Genomic DNA, 19,741 nt, shown 5'->3' with positions numbered 1-19,741 from the left:
GGCCCGGACACTCCGGGCCGGCCTTCTGCGTGCCGAGACCGGGATCGGCTGAAGTCGCCGCCGCGGGTATTCGCGTGTGAGAAGCTGCGCGAGTGACCCCCCGATCCCTCGAAGAGCTCGGTGCACTCGACGAGCTGCGGCAGCTCAAATACCGGTACTTCCGCACGCTGGATCTGAAACGGTGGGACGAGTTCGCCGACACCCTGTCGGAGAACGTCGTCGCGCACTACGGCACCCACGCGCTCGCCGAACCGCTGGTCTTCGAGGGCCGAGAGGCCCTCACCGGATTCATGCGCGACGCGCTCGGTCCCGCGGTCACGACCGTGCACGTCGCCAACCATCCCGAGATCTCGGTGGACGGCTCCGACGCGACCGGCTCGTGGGCCTTCGAGGACACGGTGATCGTGCCCGGAGCCAACAGCGTGATCCGCGGCGCCGGCTACTACGCCGACCGGTACCACCGCGACGACGACGGGCACTGGCGAATCGCCGAGACGTCGTACCAACGCATCTACGAGTCGCTCGTCTCCCTCGACGACCTCCCGAGCTTCACGCTCCTCTCGCACATGTGGGCCACTCCGCCCACCACGGGCGCCTGACCACACGACCCGGCAGGCGAACGGCCTGTCCAAACCCCACCGCCGGTGGTAGAACAGGTTGCACAACGGAGGGAGTCCGGTCTCGATGAGCACGAACTGCGGGCGGGTCGCGTCATGACCTCCCACGAGATCCTCGGCCGGCAGGTCCAGATCCCGGTCGAGGTCCGCCAGGCGTCCGCCTTCATGGCGATGTACTCCGTGCCGACCCGGGCGGCACAGTCCCTGATCGGGCACACCGGGCTCGAGGTCCTGCAGTACCGGCCCGGCCACGGCATCTGCGCGCTGGTCTTCGTCGACTACGTGGACGGGGACCTCGGCCCGTACAACGAGTTCGGCGTGGCGTTCATGGTCCGCGACCACCGCGTCCGGGGCGGCTCGGTGACGCAGGACCTCAAGGCCCTGGCGACGGGCAGGGCGGGCACCCTCATCCACCAGCTCCCGGTCGACGGGGAGTTCACCATGGCCGCCGGCCGCGGCATCTGGGGGTTCCCCAAGGTTCTCGCCGACTTCGACGCCGACCACACCGGCAAGGTCAAGCGCGCCGCGGTCAGTCAGGACGGCAGGCTGATCGCCGGGCTGACCGTCAAACCGGGTGTGCCGCTGCCGGGTTCCGGGACCAACACCTCGTTGGAGGCGTACACACACCTCGACGGCGTCACCCGGCACACCGCGTGGGACATGAACCCCAGCGGCGTCCGGTCCCGGATCGGCGGCGCGGAACTGCATCTGGGCAGCCACCCGATCGCCGACGAACTGCGAACGCTCGGCCTGCCGCGGCGGGCCATGATGACCTCGTCCATGCCCGACCTGAAGATGACGTTCGGGGACGCCCGGACGGTGTGACGAATCGGGACCCTGCGCCCCGTCAGGACTCGAGGATGGTCTTCGCCTTCTCCAGATTGCCCCGGACATCGTGCATGTAGAGCCTCTGCACGATGGGATCGGCGAACTTGAACAGGCCTGTGCCAGCCTCCGCCTCCTGCAGGAAGGTCACCCGAGTGCCGTCGCCGTCACTGTCGAAGTCCAACTCCCGGGTGTAGCCGATTCTCGACTCCTTGGAACGCCACTGAAGTCGCTTGTTGGGCTCGTACGTGGTGAGCTCCTCCGTCGCCTCGAGGCGGAGGCCTGCAACCTTGGCAGAAAATTCTGTCACAGAACCGACTTCATCGGCGGTACCCGAGATCACTTTGTAGTCGATGACGTTGCTGTTCCACGCCGTCCCGTTCTCGGGGTTCGAGAGGTAGGCGAACACCTCCGCCAGCGGACGTTCGATGACGATCGATTCCTCGGTCTTCAGTGTCTTGGGCATGATCAGCGATCCTTGCCTTGTCGTGCTCTGCTGCTTGCTGCGCTTGCACGGGTCGCGCGCGACGGTCCGCGCAGCCACCCACCCGGAGCCCGGCCAGTTTCATCCCCCGAACAGTCGGCACAGCACGACTGTGTCGCCGCTACCCCACCTCGTCCGGCGATCGCTGGCGAGTTCCTCACCTCGAACTTCGTTCAGCACCGTCAATCCTAGACGGATCGACCGCCCGGCAGAAGGTCGTCAGCCCTTGCCATCCGGCGCCGATTCGTGTGTGCTGTCTCACTGGACGCTTGACCAGTTCGGCGCTCCTCCTGTCTCCGAAAGGAATCCGTGGTGACGATCAGTCGACGCAGCGTGCTCGCCGGGGCGGCGGCCGCACCAGCGCTCGCAGCCCTGAGCGCGGGTCACGCCGCCGCAGCTCAACAAGGCCCGGCCGAGCGGGCGCGCACGGCGCCTGCCGCCGGCGGCTTCCGCGTCGGCGTCGGCCTGTCCGACGTCACCGGCCCCATCGCCGAGAACGGCATGATGGGCTACTCCGAGTTCTCCCAGCGTGCCGAGGGCCTGCACCAGCGCACCCGGGTGCGCGCATACGTGTTCGCCGACGCCCAGGACAACCGGGTGGTCTACGCCTGCACCGACACCTGCATGATCTTCCAGTCCGTGCACGACGCCGTGCTGGCCCGGCTCGCGGAGCGCTACGGCGACCGCTACACCGAGCGCAACGTCATGCTCACCGCCGTGCACTCGCACGCGGCCTGCGGCGGTTCGAGTCACGACTACGCCTACAGCCTGGCCACCCTCGGGTTCCAGCCGCTGGCCTTCCAGGCCGAGGTCGACGGCATCGTCGAGGCCGTCGCCGCCGCACACGAGAACCTCGCCCCGGGCGCACTCGCGTACGGCCGCAGCACGCTCGCCGACGCCTCGGTCAACCGCTCCCGTGCCGCCTTCGACCGGAACCCGCAGGCGGACAAGGACTACTACCCTCTGGGCATCGACACCGCGATGCGGGTGCTCCGAATCAGTCAGGCCGACACCAACGTCGGCGGCATCGCCTGGTTCCCCACCCACTGCGCGTCGCTGACAAACGAGAACCTGCTCATCTCCGGCGACAACAAGGGTGCAGCCGCCTACTTCTGGGAGCACGACGTCGCCGGCGTCGACTACCTCGCCGGCGCCCCGGACTTCGTCGCATGCTTCCCCCAGACCAATGCCGGCGACATGTCCCCGAACCTCGACCTCGAGCCCGGACACGGTCCGACCGACGACGAGTTCGAGAATGCCCGGATAATCGGCGAGCGCCAGCTGGCGGCGGCGCGTACCGCCTTCCGCGACGCGGCACCCCTGTCGAAGCTCACCGTGGACAGCCGGATGATGTACCTGGACATGGCCGCTCAGCGCGTCGACGGCCGGTTCACCCCGGACGGCACCCCGCAGAGCACCTCCCCCGCCTGCATCGGCGCAGCCATGGCCGCCGGCAGCACCGAGGACGGCCCGGCCATCCCGATCTTCCCCGAGGGCACCCGCAACCCGATCATCGACGCGTTCGGCGGCACCGACATGCCGACCCCGCAGTGGCTCGCGGACGCGCAGGCGCCGAAGCTGGTGGTGGTCCCGGTCGGGCTGCTGCCCCCGGACGGCTGGGTCCCGCACGTGCTCAAGATCCAGATCATCCGGATCGGCGACGTCTACGTGGTCGGCGGACCGGCCGAGTACACCATCGTCTCGGGGCTGCGGATCCGCCGGACGGTCGCCGAGGAACTCGGGGTCCCGCTGGAGAACGTGATCTTCCAGGGCTACGCCAACTCCTACTCGAGCTACTGCACCACCCCGGAGGAGTACGACTCCCAGCAGTACGAGGGCGGCTCCACGCTGTTCGGCAGGTACACGCTGCCGGCCTACCAGCAGGGCTACGCCGCGCTCGCGGCCGCGCTGCGCACCGGCGCCCAGGTACCGCGCGGACCCGCTCCCCGAGACCTCTCGGCGGTCCAGCCCGGTGCCGTGCAGTACGTCGACCTCGACGAGCCGGTGGCCGGTCACGCCTACGGTGACGTGCTGGTGCCGCCCGCCGCGCATGCGGCGCCCGGCACCGAGGTGGCCGTCGAGTTCGTCACCGGGCACCCGAAGAACAACCAGCGCCGCAACGGCACCTTCCTCGAGATCCAGCGGCGCGAGGGTGCGGACTGGGTGCGGGTGGCCGACGACGGTTCCTGGTCCACCAAGTACCGCTGGCGCCGCGAGGGCCAGCACGGCTCGGTCGCCCGGATCACCTGGGACGTCCCGGCCGACACGGAGGCGGGCACCTACCGGGTTCAGCTCTTCGGCGACCAGAAGGACCGATCCGGGACGGTGTCGTCGTTCAGCGGCGTCTCCGGCGAGTTCACCGTCGGGTAGGCCGCGACCTCGGGGCACCGTCGGCGTCCGAACCCTGACGCCCGCGGGTGCCCCGCGAATCCCGAAGGGCCCCTGCATCGCAGGGGCCCTTCGGGGTTGGTGGGCAATCGATCCGCGCGCTACCCCGCAGGGAAGACGAACGTGTCGTTGACGAACCTCTCCGCCTGACCGGAGAAGGCGACACCGGTTGCGGTGTCACTGCCGAGGATCCGGTGCAGCACCGTGCCCTCCGCCACCGTGACGGTCCCGACCCCCGCGGCCGGACGGTTGATCGTCATGTTGGCGTTCGTGGTGACCACGTTGCGGCCCTGGCTGTCTCGGGTCCACAGCTTGTAGACGATGCCGGGATTCGGGACGCGCACCGCATCCGGCAGCAGCGACGGCGTCAACTGTGCGGTCGCCGTGGTCGGCGCGATGGTGCCGCCCGCCGAGGCGGACGCCTGGCGCCCGATCGCGTCGGGTGCGCCGAGGTCAAGCGCGATGTCGGTGACCTCCGACCGATATCCGAGGCCCGACTTGTACTCGGACAGAACCGTGTTCGTATCCAACTGGGAGAGCATGTAGATGTTCTCGGCCATCACCTCGCCCAGTCGCGGTGAGCTGACGGCCCGCGGGGGCTCGACGGAAAGTGCGGCCTCGGAGAGGTGGAACGACCCGATCTCGGTGTCGTTCACGCTCGCCCCCTCGCAGGTCGAGGTCTCGACGAGCATCGTGGGCAGCGCTGCGAGGGCGAAACCCTCCGGGAGCACCGCCCTGGCGCGGCCGGCCTGCTCCGGGCTCAGGGGGATGGTGACGCCCAGGTTGGCGCACGAACGGGCCTGCACAACCCCCGAATGCACCGCGCCCGCTGCCGGTTGGGCGGCAGCGGGCGCGGTCAGCGCGACGGGAATTGCAAGCACCCCGATCACCGCCTGCGCCAAGATCACTCGATGTCTCATGGCGCGCGGATCATGCACTGAAGTGTCCGTCCTTCTGGTGCGAGAGGACACCTTCCTCGGTGGAACTCCTAGAGCCAGGTGTCCTCTGTTGTCGTGGTCAGGAATGCCTCGAGATCGTCACGCCACGGTGCAGGCACCGTCTTGTCCGGCTCGATTCCGGTGTACTGCCCACGATAGAACAGCAGCGGCCGCTCGGTCTTGATCTCACTCATCGAATGCACCCGACCGAACACCACGAAGTGGTCGCCGCCGTCGTGCACGGTCTCCACGGTGCAGTCGATGTGAGCCAACGACTTGTCGATGATCGGCGACCCCAGAGGTGAAGCCGTCCAGTCGATCCCTGCGAACTTGTCCGGTTCACGCGAGCCGAAGCGTGCGCACACCGACTGCTGCTCCTCGGCGAGGACGTTGACGCAGAACGTGCCACTGCGTTCGATCGCCGCCCAGGAACGCGAACCCTTGGTCGGGCAGAACAGCACCAGCGGCGGATCCAACGACAACGCCGCGAAGGACTGGCAGGCGAACCCTACGGGTTCGCCCTCGTCCACCGTGGTGATGATCGTGACGCCGGTGCAGAACTGGCCGAGCACCGTGCGGAACTGCCGCGGATCGATCTCCGCGGCAGTCCCGGGCGCCACCTCGGGGGAACCCATCTACTTCATTCCCACCGTGAAGTCGTGACCCCACAGGCTCACTGCCGTGCTCTCCCGCGCAATCCAGGAGTCGTCTTCGACTTCGCGTCCTTCGCAACCGAATTCGATGTCGAACCCGCCCGGGGTCTTCATGTAGAAGGACAGCATCAGGTCGTTGACGTGCCGGCCGAGGCTGGCGGACATCTTGACCTTCTTGCGCATCGCCCGGTCCAGGCAGAGTCCGACGTCGTCGGAGTTCTCCACCTCCACCATGAGGTGCACGATGCCGGTCGGGTTCGGCATCGGCAGGAACGCGAGGCTGTGGTGCCGGGGGTTGCAGCCGAGGAAGCGCAGCCAGGCGGGCTCCCCGTCCGCGGRCCGGCCCACCATCTGCGGAGGCAGTCGCATCGAGTCGCGCAGCTTGAAGCCGAGCACGTCACGGTAGAACCGCAGCGACGCGTCGTCGTCGTTGGTGGTGAGCACGACGTGCCCGAGACCCTGCTCGCCGGTGACGAACTTGTGGCCGTACGGACTGACGATCCGACGGTGCTCGAGCGCCGCGCCGTGGAACACCTCGAGCGTGTTGCCGGAGGTGTCCTCGAACGCGATCATCTCGACGACACGACGGTCCTGCAACTGGTCGGCGGTGCCCTCCTTGAACGGCACCCCCGCCCCGGACAGCCGGTCCCGGATGTCCTGCAGCTCAGCGGCGTTGGCGGTCTCCCAGCCGGAGACCTGCAGGCGGTCCTTCTCGCCCGGCACGATCACCAGTCGAGCCGGGAAGTCGTCCATCCGCAGGTACAGGGCGTCCGGGTTGGTGCCCTTGCCCTCGACCATGCCGAGGATCTTCAGTCCGTACTCGCGCCAGGCCGCCATGTCGGTGGCCTCGATGCGCATGTACGCGAGCGAACGAATACCCATCACTTGCCTCCCTCGAGTAGGAAGTCGCCGGCCAGTCGGTTGAACTCGTCGAACTTCTCGAGCTGCGCCCAGTGGCCACAGCCGCCGAACACGTGCAGCTGCGCGCGCGGGATCATCTTGAGCGCCACCAGCGCACCGTCGAGCGGGTTGACCCGGTCCTCGCGGCCCCAGATCAGCAGCACCCGCTGGCGCAGCTTGTAGGCCTCGCGCCAGAGCATGCCGAGCTCGAAGTCCGCGCTGGAGAAGGACTTCCCCATCGCCTTGGCCGCGGCCAGCGACTCCGGGGTGCTGGCGGCAGCGAAGCGCTCCTCGACCAGCTCGGGGGTGATGAGCGACTGGTCGAACACCATGATCCGCAGGAACGCCTCGAGGTTCTCGCGGGTCGGCTGGTAGCTGAACTTGCCGAGGTTCTTGACGCCCTCGGTGGGGTCCGGCGCGAACAGGTTGACGCTCAGCCCACCGGGGCCCATCAGCACCAGCTTGCCGGCGCGCTCCGGGTAGTCGAGTGCGAACCGCACGGCCGCACCGCCACCGAGCGAGTTGCCCAGCAGGTGCACCCGGCCCTCGATCTGCAGCGTGTCGAGCAGGTCGTTGAGCGCGGAGGAGCTGTGCACGAAGTACTGCGGGTGATCGACCGGCTTGTCCGACTGGCCGTAGCCGGGCTGATCCACCGCCAGCACGTGGAACTGCTGCGCCAGCACCGGGATGTTCTTGGCGAAGTTCGACCAGGACGAGGCGCCGGGTCCGCCGCCGTGCAGCAGCACGATCGTCGGGCCGTTGCCGACGCCGGCCTCGTGGTAGTGCAGCTTCAGGTCCGGACGGACCTGGGCGAAGCGCGAGGTCGACTCGTAGGTGTACTCGGGGGTTTCGGTCACTGTCATCAGCGGTCCCCTAGACCATCGTGTCCGTGAGCGGCAGACCGAAYTCGGCGCCACCGAACATCACGTACGCGCGCTCGGCGTCGTTGGCGGCGTGCACGCGGCCGGCGTGCGCGTCGCGCCAGAAGCGCTGGATCGGGGTGCCGTTCTGCAGCGCCGTCGCACCGGAGTTCTCGAAGAGCAGGTCGATCGAGGCGATCGCACGACCGGTGGCGCGGACCTGGTCGCGTCGGGCACGCAGGCGCAGTTCGATCGGCACCTCCTTGCCCGCGAGCAGCAACTCGTACTCGTCGGCGACGTTGCCCAGCAGCTGACGCCACGCGGCGTCGATGTCGCTGGACGCCTCCGCGATCCGGACCTTGGCGAACGGGTCGTCCTTGGCCTTCTCGCCGGCGTACGCGGCCCGCACTCGCTTGCCCTGGTGCTCGACGTGCGCGTCGTAGGCGCCGTAGGCCATGCCGACGATCGGCGTCGAGATGGTGGTGGGGTGGATCGTGCCCCACGGCATCTTGTAGACCGGGGCGGTGTTGTTCTCGAGGCCGGGCGCGGTCAGGTCGCTCATCGCCTTGAAGCTCAGGAAGCGGTGCCGCGGCACGAACACGTCCTTGACGACGACCGTGTTGCTGCCGGTGCCGCGCAGGCCGACGACGTTCCAGACGTCGTCGATCTCGTAGTCCGAGCGCGGGATCAGGAAGCTGCCGAAGTCGACCGGGCGGCCGTCCTTGATGACCGGTCCACCCACGACGACCCAGTCGGCGTGGTCACAACCGGAGGACCAGGCCCACGCACCGGAGACCTGGTACCCGCCGTCGACCGCGGTGCCCGCGCCCATCGGTGCGTACGAGGACGAGATCCGGACGTCACGGTCCACTCCCCACACGTCCTCCTGCGCCTGCTGCGAGAACAGCGCGAGGTGCCAGTTGTGCACGCCGATGATGCCGGCCACCCAGCCGGTCGAGCCGCATGCGCTCGCGATGTTGCGGACCGCGGTGTAGAACTCCACCGGGCTCGCCTCGTAGCCGCCCCACTGGGCGGGCTGCAGAAGACGGAAGAAGCCGGCCTCCTGAAGGGCCTTGATCGAATCGTCGGGAATTCGACGAAGATCCTCGGTCTCCTGTGCGCGCTCGCGCAGGGTCGGCAGAAGCTCGTTCAGCTTCTCGATCACCACGCGGCTGTCGTGCTCACCCACTGGTCACTCCCTCATGTGTAGTGCGGCTCGGAGGTTCACTTTCACCTGAGACTAGAACACGTTCCCATTCATGTCGAGCAGATACGGGCCTACCGGAGGGAAAGTCCCTGACTGCGCCAACTGTCCTCAATGTCTGGCAAAACCGACACAAGTTCTATAACGTGTTCTAGTAACAAGACCGAAGGGATGTGAGGGCACAGATGACCGACAGAAGCGGCGCATCCGGCAAGGGCGTTCGTGAGATCGATGTGGGCAGCACCCCGACGCGGTTCGCCCGCGGCTGGCACTGCATCGGCCTCGAAAGCGAGTTTCTGGACGGCAAGCCGCACTCGGTGGAAGCGTTCGGCACGAAGCTCGTCGTCTTCGCCGACAGCGAGGGCAAGCTGAACGTCCTCGACGGGTACTGCCGGCACATGGGCGGCGACCTCAGTCAGGGCACCATCAAGGACGACTCGGTCGCCTGCCCGTTCCACGACTGGCGCTGGGGCGGCAACGGCAAGTGCACCGGAATCCCTTACGCCCGGCGTGTTCCGCCGCTCGCGCGTACCCGCTCGTGGACCACGCTGCAGCGCAACAAGCAGCTGTTCGTCTGGCACGACCCCGAAGGCAACCCGCCGCCGGAGGACGTCACGATCCCCGAGCTGCCGGAGGTTCTCACCGACGAGTGGACCGACTGGCGGTGGAACCGGATCGTGGTGAACGGCTCCAACTGCCGCGAGATCGTCGACAACGTCGTGGACATGGCGCACTTCTTCTACGTCCACTACGGATTCCCGAAGTACTTCAAGAACGTCTTCGAGGGCCACGTCGCGTCCCAGTACCTGCAGAACCACGGCCGTCCGGACGTGGGCGACATGGGCACCCAGTACGGCGAGTCCGTGCTGGACTCGGAGGCGTCGTACTTCGGCCCGTCGTACATGGTCAACTGGCTGCACAACAACTACAGCGGTTACAAGGTCGAGAGCGTCCTGATCAACTGCCACTACCCGATCACGCAGGACTCCTTCATGCTCATGTACGGCGTGAGCGTGGAGAAGCCGAAGGGCCTCGACGACGCCACCAGCAACAAGCTGGCGCGCAAGTTCACCGAGGGCGTCGCAATGGGCTTCGAGCAGGACGTCGAGATCTGGAAGAACAAGACCAAGATCGAGAACCCGCTGCTCTGCGAAGAGGACGGCCCGGTCTACCAGCTGCGTCGTTGGTACGAGCAGTTCTACGTCGACGTCGCCGACATCGACGAGAAGATGACGCAGCGGTTCGAGTTCGAGATCGACACCACCAGGGCTGTCGAGGCGTGGCAGCGTGAGGTCGACGCGAACCTCGCCCGCAAGGCCGAGGAGAAGGCCGCGGCCGAGAACAAGACGGGCGTATGACGATGACCTCGACCTGGGCCAAGGCCCCGAACTACGCTTCCAGCCCGGCCCTGGTCGAGGCCGTCCGTGCGCAGACTGTCGTCGACCACCACACCTACCTCGAGCAGGGGCTGCAAGAGGTGGAGTGCCGCGCCTGCGGTACCTGCGTACTCGTCCGTAAGAACAGCGTCAGGCACACCAGCATCCAGTGGCAGGCCAATCCCACGGAGGCGTGCCCTGAGTTCGCCGGCGCCGGCGGGCGCACCGGGTCGATGCAGACCTGCCCGCGCCTGATCAGCAGCATCGACCATGCCGTGATGGAGGGCATCGTCGAGATCCGCGACGCAACCGAGTAGCAGTACAACGAGAAGGGGCGCACATCCGTTGGATGTGCGCCCCTTCCTCGTTGCGCTTACCGGGCCCAGGCCTAGCGGGCAGCAGCAGCCTCACGTTGCAACTCGAGCGCGATGTCGATCAGCTGGTCCTCCTGGCCGCCGACCAGCTTGCGCTTGCCGGCCCGCACCAACAGCTCGGCCGCGGAGACCCCGTACCGCTGCGCCTGCCGTTCGGCGTGCTTGAGGAAGCTCGAGTACACCCCGGCATAGCCCATCATCAGAGCCTGCCGGTCGAGCAGACACTCCTGCGGCATCGCCGGGCGGACCACGTCCTCGGCGGCGTCGGCGATCGCGAAGAAGTCGATGCCGGTCTTGACGCCGATCTTGTCGAAGACCCCGACCAGCGCCTCGACCGGGGCGTTGCCCGCACCCGCGCCGAACCGCCGGGTACTGCCGTCGATCTGACGCGCGCCCGCCCGCACCGCCGCGACCGAGTTCGCGACGCCCAGGCCCAGGTTCTCGTGGCCGTGGAAGCCCACCTGCGCGTCGCTGCCGAGCTCCTGGACCAGCGCCTCGATGCGGTCCGAGACCTGCTCGAGCACCAGCGCGCCCGCGGAGTCCACCACGTACACGCACTGGCAGCCGGCGTCCGCCATGATCCGGGACTGCTCGGCGAGCTTCTCCGGCGTCGTCGAGTGCGCCATCATCAGGAACCCGACGGTCTCGAGGCCTCGCTCACGCGCCAGCCCGAAGTGCTGGATCGAGACGTCCGCCTCGGTGCAGTGCGTGGCGATCCGGCAGATCGACGCGCCGTTGTCCTGCGCCTCGATGATGTCCTCCCTGATGCCCAGTCCGGGCAGCATGAGGAAGGCGATCTTGGCCTGCTTCGCGGTGTCCACCGCGATCTTGATGAGTTCCTGCTCGGGAACCCTGGAGAAGCCGTAGTTGAACGACGATCCCCCGAGGCCGTCGCCGTGCGTCACCTCGATGACGGGGACGCCGGCGTTGTCGAGCGCCCCGACGATCGCGCGCACCTCGTCGCCGGTGAACTGGTGTCGCTTGTGGTGCGAGCCGTCCCGCAGGGAGGTGTCGGTGACCCGGATGTCCCACGAGCTGTCGAAGTGGATTCCGTTGAAATGAACGGTGCCTTGCCGTGCCGCTTCGCTCTTGGTCATGTCCCTCACGCCTCGACGCCGAGAAGCCTCTGGGCGATCTCCTCGCCCACCCTGGTTGCCGCCGCGGTCATGATGTCGAGGTTGCCCGCGTACGGCGGCAGGAAGTCGCCCGCGCCCTCGACCTCCACGAACGTGGTGACCGTCGCGTGCCCGCCGGAGACGAGGCTCGGCTCGTCGAACTGTGGCTCGTTGAGCAGGCGGTACCCGGGCACGTACTGCTGGACGTCCGCGACCATCCGGTGGATGGACTCGGCGATCACCGCGTGGTCCGCCTCTTCCGGGATCGCGCAGAAGATGGTGTCGCGCATGATCATCGGCGGATCCGCCGGGTTCAGGATGATGATCGCCTTGCCCTTGCGGGCGCCCCCGATCACCTCGACACCGAGGCTGGTCGTCTTGGTGAACTCGTCGATGTTCGCGCGGGTGCCCGGGCCGGCCGAGAGCGACGCCACCGAGGCGACGATCTCCGCGTACACCACGTCGACCACCCGCGAGACCGCGTGGACGATCGGGATGGTGGCCTGACCGCCGCAGGTGATCATGTTGACGTTCGGCGCATCCAGGTGCTCGCGCAGGTTCGCGGGCGGCACGACGGGCGGCCCGACCGCGGCGGGGGTGAGATCGATCGCCCGGATGCCGGCGGCCGCGTAGCGGGGCGCCGCGTCCCGATGCACGTGCGCGGACGTCGCCTCGAAGACCAGGTCCGGCTTCTCGGACTGGCTCAACAACCAGTCGATGCCGCCAGCGGAGGTCTCCAGCCCCAGCTGGCGGGCCCGGGCCAGGCCTTCGCTCCCCGGGTCGACACCGATCATCCAGCGAGGCTCGAGACATTGCGAACGCTGCAGCTTGTAGAGCAGGTCGGTGCCGATGTTGCCCGACCCCACAATCGCGACACTCGCTGTGGCCATCGAAACCAACTCCTATGTGAACTGGAGAGATACCGAACCGAGCCCACCGAATTCGGCCTTGACCTGGTCTCCCGGACGAACGTCGACGGCACGGGTGCACGAACCCGGCAGCACGACGTCTCCCGCCGTCAGTCGCACCCCGAAGCTGTCGACAGTGCGCGCCAGCCAGGCCACCGCCCTGGCCGGATGCCCGAGTACCGCATCACTGCAACCCTCGGCGACACGGTCGCCGTTGATGCTGAGCGTCGCGTCGATGGCGGTGAGATCGATGTCGCCGGGGCGGACTCGCCCGGCACCGATCGCGTGGCCCGCGTACGAGGCGTTGTCGGACACGGTGTCGACCAGATCGATCTTCCAGTCCTTGATCCGAGTGTCGATCAGCTCGATGGACGGGACCACAAATTCCGTTGCGGCCAGCACGTCCTCAACGGTACATCCGAAACCGGGCAGGTCGGCACCGAGAATGAAGCTGACCTCCATCTCCACGCGGGGCAGCAGGAAGCGCGAGCAGGCGACGGGCTCGTCCTCGCGCAGCTCGCAGGTGTCGAAGAGGTGCCCGTAGTCGGGCTCGTCGACCCCGAGCATCTCCTGCATCGCCTTGGCCGTCAGCCCCACCTTGTGCCCGATCACCCGCTCCCCTGCCAGGACCCGGCGGCGGACGTTGAGCAGCTGGATCTCGTACGCGTCGACCATGTCGATGTCGGGGTAGCGCGCCGACAACGGGTCGATCGGGGCGAACCCCTTCTCCGCGGCATGCAGCCGGTCCGCAATCTCGAAACGCGATTCGGTCGAAAGCATGGGCCGGTTTCCCTTCGGTGCGGACTATGTCGTCGAGACGACTCCGGACCGAATGGACCCGCGACGCGCGGCGTGCGCGGCGGCGCGACGGCCGGAGAACACACAGTCTGCAAGCGAGAGCCCGCTCACGTAGGAATTCGAGCAAATCCCCACCGCGGTGCGACCGGCCGCGTACAAGCCGTCGATCGCAGCACCGTCGGCGGTGATCACCGCCCCGGACTCCTCGTCGACGACGAGCCCACCGAGGGTGATCATCGGCAGCGGGTTGGTCAGGCTCTTCTTCAGCGAGACGTCGAACATCGAGAAGGGTCCGGTGCGAACCGGCCGGCGGAAGTCGTCGGGCTTGCCCATCGGATCGCCCGCGCCGGTCTCGATCGCCTCGTTGTGCGCGGCGACGGTCGCGGCCAGACCGGCCGGGTCGACCCCGACCTTGGCTGCGACCTCGGCGAGGGTGCGACCGGTGGTGTGGTCCAGCCGGAGCAGTGTCTCCGCCTGGATCCGCTGGAACCAGTTGGTCTGACTGCGCAACTGGGTGCGAGCCTCCGCGACGAGGTCGGCGTCCGCGACCAGCCAGCCCTGCCCCTCACGCTCGGCAATCATCGCGTGACCCAGTGCGGCGCCGTACCGCGACTCGTCGACCATCCGCTCCCCCCGCCGGTCCACCAGCAGGGACCCGAGGAACGCGCTCGTCGGGACGATGAACCGCCACGCCGAGATGTTGGACATCTTGGCGGTGGCACCGCCGACGTCGGTGCCGAGGAAGATGCCGCTGCCGTCGTCTGCGGCCGTGCCGAGAGCCAGTCCGCCGCGGTACCGCGGGGCATGCTCGGCGAGCATCGAACGGTTGGCGATGAAGCCGCCGGCACTGACGATCACACCCGAGCGGGCCTGCACCCGGATGGGCCGGGCATAGCGGGCCTCGATCCGCTCCACGCGTTTCTGCAGGATCTTGCGCATCGGCGGGTAGTAGATGCCGGGCTTGGCCGACAGCGCCGACAGCCGGGCGTGCGAGGCCCGCACCGCGGCGGGCGCGTCGCGCAGGCTCATGCATTCGACGCCGATGACTGCGCCTGCGTCGTCTGTCAGCAAGCGGACCGCGCGGGTCTGCTGCACGAGCCGTAGCCCCTTGGCCAGCGCGGAGTCGACCAGAGGCTGGTAGAGCATCTTGCCGGACGTGCCCTTGCCCTTGGCCCGGTGTCCACGCGGCGCGGGCGCGGCCGCGTCGCGGAATCCGCCTGCGGCCTCACTGCCCGAGTAGTAGAGGTAGTACTTGTCCGTGGGGTACGACGTCTTGTACGGGCACAGCGACGCCTCGAACGGCACCCCGTTGGCGGCCAGCCAGTCGATCATCGCGGGGCTCTCGTCGCAGAACCGGCGCAGCGTCTCGGGCCGGACCGCGTCGCCGACCTCCCTGCTCAGGTAGGCGAACATCGCGTCGGCGGTGTCATCGATCCCGGCCGCGCGCTGCACCGACGTACCGCCACCTGCGTAGACGATGCCGCCGGAGATGGTGCTGGCGCCGCCTCCGCTGCACCTGTCGAGGGCGAGCACCTCCGCACCCGCGTCGAGCGCCTCCAGCGCCGCGGAAATCCCCGCCACACCGGTTCCGACCACCACGACGTCCGCGGAAAAGTCCCAGGCCACTGCGCACCGCCCTCTCGTCACTGCAACGAATTTTCGTCACTGCAACGTGTTTTCGTTTGAGTTCTGATCGGATCGTCCGAGTTCAGGAATACTTCCTGGCAGAAAGGATGGACGATACCGGCCATCATTCTATAACGTGTTCTACATGAGCAAGCAGGAATACGACGTCGTCGTTGTCGGAAGTGGCGCCGCGGGCATGACCGCGGCACTGACCGCGGCCCATCAGGGCCTGAGCGTGGTCATCGTCGAGAAGGCCGCCCACTACGGCGGATCCACCGCTCGATCCGGTGGCGGGGTGTGGATCCCCAACAACGAGGCGCTGCAGGCGGACGGGGTCACCGACACCCCGGCGGCCGCCCGCGAGTACCTGCACAGCATCATCGGCGACGTCGTCGCCCCCGAGCGCATCGACACCTACCTGGACCGCGGTCCGGAGATGCTCTCCTTCGTGCTGAAGAACAGCGCGCTGGAGCTGCAGTGGGTGCCCGGCTACTCCGACTACTACCCCGAGGCCCCCGGCGGACGGGTCGGCGGACGCTCCGTCGAGCCCACGCCGTTCGACGGCAACAAGCTCGGCGACGACCGCAAGAACCTCGAGCCCGACTACGTCAAGGCTCCCAAGAACTTCGTCATCACCCAGGCCGACTACAAGTGGCTGAACCTGTTGATGCGCAACCGCCGCGGCCCCGTGCGCGCGATGAAGGTCGGCATGCGGTTCCTGGCCGCAAAGGCCACCGGCAAGGACCTGCTGGTCCGCGGACAGGCCCTGGTCGCCGGCATGCGGATCGGCCTGCGCGACGCGGGCGTGCCGATCCTGCTGAACACCCCGCTGACCGAGCTGTACACGGAGGACGGCGCCGTCCGCGGCGTGAAGGTGCTCGTCGACGGCGAGGAGCAGGTCATCCGCGCCCGTCACGGCGTCGTGCTCGGCTCCGGCGGCTTCGAGCACAACGACGAGATGCGCAAGAAGTACCAGCGCGGGCCGATCGGCACCGAGTGGACCGTCGGCGCCAAGGCCAACACCGGTGACGGCATCGTCGCCGGCCAGAAGCTCGGCGCGGCAGTCGACTTCATGGACGACGCCTGGTGGGGCCCGTCCATCCCGCTGACCGGCGGCCCGTGGTTCGCCCTCTCCGAGCGGACCCTGCCCGGCTCCCTGATGGTCAACACCGCGGGCAAGCGCTTCGGCAACGAGGCCGCACCCTACGTCGAGGCCACGCACATGATGTACGGCGGCGAGTACGGGCAGGGCGAGGGCCCGGGTGAGAACATCCCGACCTGGATGATCCTGGACCAGCGTTACCGCAACCGCTACACCTTCGCGGGCATCACCCCCCGCACCCCCTTCCCCGGCCGCTGGCTCAAGGCCGGCGTCGTGGTCAAGGCGGGCACCATCGCCGAGCTCGCCGAGAAGACCGGTCTCCCGGTCGAGGCGCTCACCTCGACGGTGGAGCGCTTCAACGGATTTGCGCGCAACGGCAAGGACGAGGACTTCGGCCGTGGCGACAGCGGGTACGACCAGTACTACGGCGACCCGCGACTGAAGAACCCGAGTCTCGGCGAGGTGAGCAAGGCTCCCTTCTACGCGATCAAGATGGTCCCGGGCGACCTGGGCACCAAGGGCGGCATCTGCACCGACGTCGACGGCCGCGCCCTGCGCGAGGACGGCACCTGGATCGAGGGTCTCTACGCCGCCGGCAACGCCAGCGCACCGGTGATGGGCCACACCTACGCCGGCCCCGGCGCGACCATCGGACCCGCGATGACCTTCGGCTACCTGGCCGTCCTCGACATCGCCCGGCGCGCCAAGTCCGGAGCCGTCGCCGCCGCGGGCACCGAGGCCGAGTCGCCCTCCGCCGCAACCAACTCGAACTGAGAGGCCCGCAGTTGCCCATCGACCCGAACATTGCGATCGGCGCCGAGCTTCCGGTCCAGGAGTTCACCTGGACCAGTTCGGACGTGCAGCTCTACCACCTCGGCATCGGCGCGGGCGCCCGCCCGCTCGACGCCCGAGAACTGCGCTACCTCACCGACGGCAAGCCGCAGGTGCTCCCGACCTTCGCCACCGTGGTGGCCAACATCCATGCCACCGAGGCACCGAAGGTGTCCTTCCCCGGCGTGGAGATCGACCTCGCGAAGGTGGTGCACGGGAGCCAGGAGGTGACCGTGCACCGGCCGATCCCGGCTGAGGGAAGCGCACGCACCACGACCCGGATCTCCGAGGTGTGGGACAAGGGCAAGGCCGCGGTCATCGTTCAGGAGTCCACCACCACCGATCTGGACGGGAATCCGCTGTGGACCGCCCGCTCGTCGATCTTCGCGCGCGGCGAGGGCGGCTTCGGCGGCGAGCGCGGCCCGTCCGAGTCCGTCGCGCTTCCGGACCGGGCGCCGGACTTCGAGACCTCCGTACCGATCCTGCCGCAGCAGGCGTTGCTGTACCGGATGTGCGGTGACCGGAACCCGTTGCACTCGGATCCCGAATTCGCGTCCGCCGCAGGCTTCCCGGCACCTATCCTTCATGGACTGTGCACCTACGGGATGGTGTGCAAGGCGGCTGTCGACGTGGCCCTCGAGTCCGACGCAACACGGGTCAAGGGCTACCGGGCCAGGTTCGCCGGTGTGGTCTATCCGGGCGAGAGCCTCCGGGTTCGCATCTGGGAGGATGCGGGACGTCTGCTGATCTCGGCCACCGTGCCGGATCGCGACGACTCGCCTGCCCTCGCGGATGTCGTCCTGACCCTCGCCTGACTTTTGAACACCCGCGGCCCTCACCGGCCGCTCACAAGTTTCAAGACAACAGCACAACCCCCTCGAATACCTACCACCACAACGGAGTAGACGCATGTCTGCATCTCACGATGACCGGGCCGGCCTGTCCAGGCGAGGCTTCCTCACTGCAGGTGCGGGGGCCCTCGCAGTCTCGACCCTCGGCGCGTGGACTCCCGTCCACGCCGTCCCCGTCCGTACCCAGGGTTCCGCGGGTTCGACGGCCTCGGGTTCCTCTGTCCTCTCGGGATCCGCTTCCGGTTCGGCCGCCGACCTCCCCGCGCCCCCGGACTTCCCCGAAGGCATCGACCTGGCCCAGCAGGCGTACCAGAACTGGTCCAAGGAGATCATTCTGGACAAGACGCTGATCGCATTCCCGAAGAACGCCGACGACGTCGTGCGGCTGACCAACTGGGCCCACGCCAAGGACTACAAGCTGCGCCCCCGCGGCGCCATGCACGGCTGGACCCCGCTCACCGTCGTGAACGGCGAGTCGGTGGACAAGGTCATCCTCGTCGACACCATCAAGCACCTCGGCGGCGTTGCCGTGCACAAGGGTTCGCCGGACACCGTCACCGCCGGCCCCGGCGCGACGCTGTACCAGATCACCTCGGCACTGCAGGAGCAGGGTCTCGGTATCGCCAACCTGCCGGCGCCTGGTGTGCTCACCGTCGCCGGTTGCCTCGCCGTGGACGCCCATGGCGCGGCACTGCCCGCCGACGGCCAGGCCACCACCCCCGGCCACACCTACGGTTCGCTGTCGAACCTGGTCACCTCGCTGACCGTGGTGGCGTGGAACGGCACCGAGTACGCGCTGCGCACCTACGATCGCAGCGACCCGGCGATCAACCCGCTGCTGACCAACCTGGGCCGTACCTTCATCACCTCGGTGACCCTGCAGGCCGGCCCGAACTTCCGGATGCGCTGCGAGTCGTTCACCGACATCGGCTGGGAGGAGATGTTCGGCCCCAAGGGCGCCGAGGGCCGCACCTTCGAGTCCTACGTCGCCAAGTCCGGTGGCGTGGAGGCCATCTGGTACCCGTTCACCGACAAGCCGTGGCTGAAGGTGTGGTCGGTGGCCCCGACGAAGCCGGCCAGCTCGAGGGAGATCACGGAGCCGTACTGCTACACGTTCTCGGACAACCTGCCGGAGCCGCTGACCGACCTGCTCGGCGGGCTCAACGCGGGACTGCCGGGCATCGCCCCGATGTTCGGCCAGGGCATGTACTCGGCCACCGTCGCGGGCCTGTCGTCGACCAACACCAAGGACATCTGGGGCTGGTCGAAGGACGTCCAGTTCTACATCAAGGCCACCACGCTGCGGCTGACGGAGGGCGGCGGCGCCGTCGTCACCAACCGGGCGAACATCGGCCAGGTCATCCACGACTTCACCCAGTGGTACAACGGGCGCATCAAGTTCTACGAGTCGCAGGGCAAGTTCCCGCTCAACGGCCCCGTCGAGATCCGTTGCTGCGGCATGGATCAGGTCGAGGACCTGCTGGTACCGGCCGCCGGCGCCCCGACCATCTCGGCGATGCGGGTGCGTGACGACCATCCCGAGTGGGACACCGCGATCTGGCTGAACGTGCTCGGTGTGCCCGGCACCCCCGGCATGTTCGCGTTCTACCGCGAGATGGAGCAGTGGATGCGCGGGCACTACGCCGGCGCGGACGCGGTCTTCCGTCCCGAGTGGTCGAAGGGCTGGGCATTCGGACCGGAGAAGCCGTACACCGACGGGGCGATCATCTCGAACGACCTGCCGAGGAGCTACCGGGACGGCCTGCCGGGATCGGACAACTGGGACACCGCCCGCGCGGCGTTCAACGCCATCGATCCGCACCGCGTCTACAGCAACACCTTCATGGACCAGCTGCTGCCGTAGCCGGACCGAACGAGCGCCCCTCCCACC

The 19,741-nt window shown here is 68.1% G+C and carries 18 protein-coding genes; 8 read left to right on the top strand and 10 right to left on the bottom strand.

The features are described from left to right. The first annotated feature begins 92 nt into the window (after positions 1-92). Both AC1DU4_RS03595 and AC1DU4_RS03590 read left to right on the top strand, forming a co-directional pair. On the top strand, positions 93-599 hold the full coding sequence (locus tag AC1DU4_RS03595) for a nuclear transport factor 2 family protein (RefSeq protein WP_477837709.1): 507 nt from the start codon (positions 93-95) through the stop codon (positions 597-599). A 114-nt stretch (positions 600-713) separates the two neighbouring features. Continuing rightward, positions 714-1,442 (top strand): acetoacetate decarboxylase family protein, encoded by a 729-nt coding sequence (locus AC1DU4_RS03590; RefSeq protein ID WP_477837708.1) that lies wholly within the window; start codon positions 714-716, stop codon positions 1,440-1,442. Positions 1,443-1,464: 22 nt separating this feature from the next. Here AC1DU4_RS03590 and AC1DU4_RS03585 read toward each other — a convergent pair whose 3' ends face one another. Beyond that, positions 1,465-1,908, bottom strand: a complete 444-nt coding sequence (locus AC1DU4_RS03585; RefSeq protein WP_477837707.1) for an SRPBCC family protein — start codon at positions 1,906-1,908, stop codon at positions 1,465-1,467. Positions 1,909-2,238: 330 nt separating this feature from the next. Here AC1DU4_RS03585 and AC1DU4_RS03580 point away from each other — a divergent pair, with 330 nt between their 5' ends. After that, positions 2,239-4,296: a neutral/alkaline ceramidase gene (locus AC1DU4_RS03580; protein ID WP_477837706.1), complete on the top strand. Its 2,058-nt coding sequence runs from the start codon at positions 2,239-2,241 to the stop codon at positions 4,294-4,296. Positions 4,297-4,415: 119 nt separating this feature from the next. Here the strand turns inward: AC1DU4_RS03580 and AC1DU4_RS03575 are convergent, their stop codons facing one another. From AC1DU4_RS03575 to hsaA, 5 genes are all read right to left on the bottom strand, one after another. Continuing rightward, the gene (locus AC1DU4_RS03575) at positions 4,416-5,222 is read right to left on the bottom strand and encodes a hypothetical protein (RefSeq protein ID WP_477837705.1); all 807 of its coding nucleotides are present in this window, start codon (positions 5,220-5,222) and stop codon (positions 4,416-4,418) included. Positions 5,223-5,302: 80 nt separating this feature from the next. Further along, positions 5,303-5,887, bottom strand: a complete 585-nt coding sequence (hsaB, locus tag AC1DU4_RS03570) for a 3-hydroxy-9,10-secoandrosta-1,3,5(10)-triene-9,17-dione monooxygenase reductase subunit (RefSeq protein ID WP_477837704.1) — start codon at positions 5,885-5,887, stop codon at positions 5,303-5,305. After that, positions 5,888-6,787 carry an iron-dependent extradiol dioxygenase HsaC gene (gene hsaC, locus AC1DU4_RS03565; RefSeq protein ID WP_477837703.1) on the bottom strand — a complete coding sequence of 300 codons (900 nt, stop codon included), beginning with the start codon at positions 6,785-6,787 and terminating at the stop codon, positions 5,888-5,890. Then, entirely contained in the window at positions 6,787-7,668 is an 882-nt protein-coding gene (hsaD, locus tag AC1DU4_RS03560; protein WP_477837702.1) for a 4,5:9,10-diseco-3-hydroxy-5,9,17-trioxoandrosta-1(10),2-diene-4-oate hydrolase, read from the bottom strand. Before hsaD ends, hsaC begins: the two co-directional genes overlap by 1 nt. Positions 7,669-7,678: 10 nt before the next feature. Next, entirely contained in the window at positions 7,679-8,854 is a 1,176-nt protein-coding gene (hsaA, locus tag AC1DU4_RS03555) for a 3-hydroxy-9,10-secoandrosta-1,3,5(10)-triene-9,17-dione monooxygenase oxygenase subunit (RefSeq protein WP_072843179.1), read from the bottom strand. A 200-nt stretch (positions 8,855-9,054) separates the two neighbouring features. Between hsaA and AC1DU4_RS03550 the strand changes: the two genes are divergently transcribed. Beyond that, positions 9,055-10,227, top strand: coding sequence for a 3-ketosteroid-9-alpha-monooxygenase, oxygenase component (locus AC1DU4_RS03550; protein WP_477837701.1), 1,173 nt, complete (start codon positions 9,055-9,057; stop codon positions 10,225-10,227). Beyond that, positions 10,224-10,562: a hypothetical protein gene (locus AC1DU4_RS03545; protein WP_072843181.1), complete on the top strand. Its 339-nt coding sequence runs from the start codon at positions 10,224-10,226 to the stop codon at positions 10,560-10,562. The genes AC1DU4_RS03550 and AC1DU4_RS03545 overlap by 4 nt, the downstream gene beginning before the upstream one ends. Positions 10,563-10,633: 71 nt before the next feature. Here AC1DU4_RS03545 and dmpG read toward each other — a convergent pair whose 3' ends face one another. Genes dmpG through AC1DU4_RS03525 form a run of 4 tightly spaced genes read right to left on the bottom strand, consistent with a single transcriptional unit; the run spans position 10,634 to position 15,066 of the window. Further along, on the bottom strand, positions 10,634-11,716 hold the full coding sequence (gene dmpG / locus AC1DU4_RS03540) for a 4-hydroxy-2-oxovalerate aldolase (RefSeq protein WP_477837700.1): 1,083 nt from the start codon (positions 11,714-11,716) through the stop codon (positions 10,634-10,636). Between the two features lie 5 nt (positions 11,717-11,721). Then, positions 11,722-12,624: an acetaldehyde dehydrogenase (acetylating) gene (locus AC1DU4_RS03535; protein WP_477837699.1), complete on the bottom strand. Its 903-nt coding sequence runs from the start codon at positions 12,622-12,624 to the stop codon at positions 11,722-11,724. 12 nt (positions 12,625-12,636) lie between these two features. Next, positions 12,637-13,422, bottom strand: a complete 786-nt coding sequence (locus AC1DU4_RS03530; protein WP_477837698.1) for a 2-keto-4-pentenoate hydratase — start codon at positions 13,420-13,422, stop codon at positions 12,637-12,639. A gap of 24 nt (positions 13,423-13,446) precedes the next feature. Beyond that, positions 13,447-15,066 carry an FAD-binding protein gene (locus AC1DU4_RS03525; protein WP_477837697.1) on the bottom strand — a complete coding sequence of 540 codons (1,620 nt, stop codon included), beginning with the start codon at positions 15,064-15,066 and terminating at the stop codon, positions 13,447-13,449. A gap of 145 nt (positions 15,067-15,211) precedes the next feature. Between AC1DU4_RS03525 and kstD the strand changes: the two genes are divergently transcribed. The 3 genes from kstD (at position 15,212) to AC1DU4_RS03510 (ending at position 19,714) form a co-directional block, all read left to right on the top strand. Continuing rightward, complete coding sequence (kstD, locus tag AC1DU4_RS03520; RefSeq protein ID WP_477837696.1) at positions 15,212-16,942, top strand: 3-oxosteroid 1-dehydrogenase; 1,731 nt, start codon at positions 15,212-15,214, stop codon at positions 16,940-16,942. Positions 16,943-16,953: 11 nt separating this feature from the next. Next, entirely contained in the window at positions 16,954-17,814 is an 861-nt protein-coding gene (locus tag AC1DU4_RS03515) for a MaoC/PaaZ C-terminal domain-containing protein (RefSeq protein ID WP_477837695.1), read from the top strand. A gap of 94 nt (positions 17,815-17,908) precedes the next feature. Then, a complete protein-coding gene (locus AC1DU4_RS03510; RefSeq protein WP_477837694.1) occupies positions 17,909-19,714 on the top strand; it encodes a cholesterol oxidase substrate-binding domain-containing protein in 1,806 nt (601 codons plus the stop codon). Positions 19,715-19,741 lie beyond the last annotated feature (27 nt).

The organism is Rhodococcus sp. P4_F5 (assembly GCF_056401315.1).
Note: the sequence above shows the minus strand (reverse complement) of the source record. Positions and strands in the feature narration are given on the sequence as shown.

Bases quoted from the DNA above. Each gene is read 5' to 3' on its own strand.
- dmpG (WP_477837700.1), bottom strand. From the start codon at position 11,716: ATGACCAAGAGCGAAGCGGCACGGCAAGGCACCGTTCATTTCAACGGA.
- AC1DU4_RS03550 (WP_477837701.1), top strand. From the start codon at position 9,055: ATGACCGACAGAAGCGGCGCATCCGGCAAGGGCGTTCGTGAGATCGAT.
- AC1DU4_RS03530 (WP_477837698.1), bottom strand. From the start codon at position 13,422: ATGCTTTCGACCGAATCGCGTTTCGAGATTGCGGACCGGCTGCATGCC.
- kstD (WP_477837696.1), top strand. From the start codon at position 15,212: ATGAGCAAGCAGGAATACGACGTCGTCGTTGTCGGAAGTGGCGCCGCG.
- AC1DU4_RS03590 (WP_477837708.1), top strand. From the start codon at position 714: ATGACCTCCCACGAGATCCTCGGCCGGCAGGTCCAGATCCCGGTCGAG.
- hsaD (WP_477837702.1), bottom strand. From the start codon at position 7,668: ATGACAGTGACCGAAACCCCCGAGTACACCTACGAGTCGACCTCGCGC.
- AC1DU4_RS03585 (WP_477837707.1), bottom strand. From the start codon at position 1,908: ATGCCCAAGACACTGAAGACCGAGGAATCGATCGTCATCGAACGTCCG.
- AC1DU4_RS03510 (WP_477837694.1), top strand. From the start codon at position 17,909: ATGTCTGCATCTCACGATGACCGGGCCGGCCTGTCCAGGCGAGGCTTC.
- hsaB (WP_477837704.1), bottom strand. From the start codon at position 5,887: ATGGGTTCCCCCGAGGTGGCGCCCGGGACTGCCGCGGAGATCGATCCG.
- AC1DU4_RS03535 (WP_477837699.1), bottom strand. From the start codon at position 12,624: ATGGCCACAGCGAGTGTCGCGATTGTGGGGTCGGGCAACATCGGCACC.
- AC1DU4_RS03545 (WP_072843181.1), top strand. From the start codon at position 10,224: ATGACGATGACCTCGACCTGGGCCAAGGCCCCGAACTACGCTTCCAGC.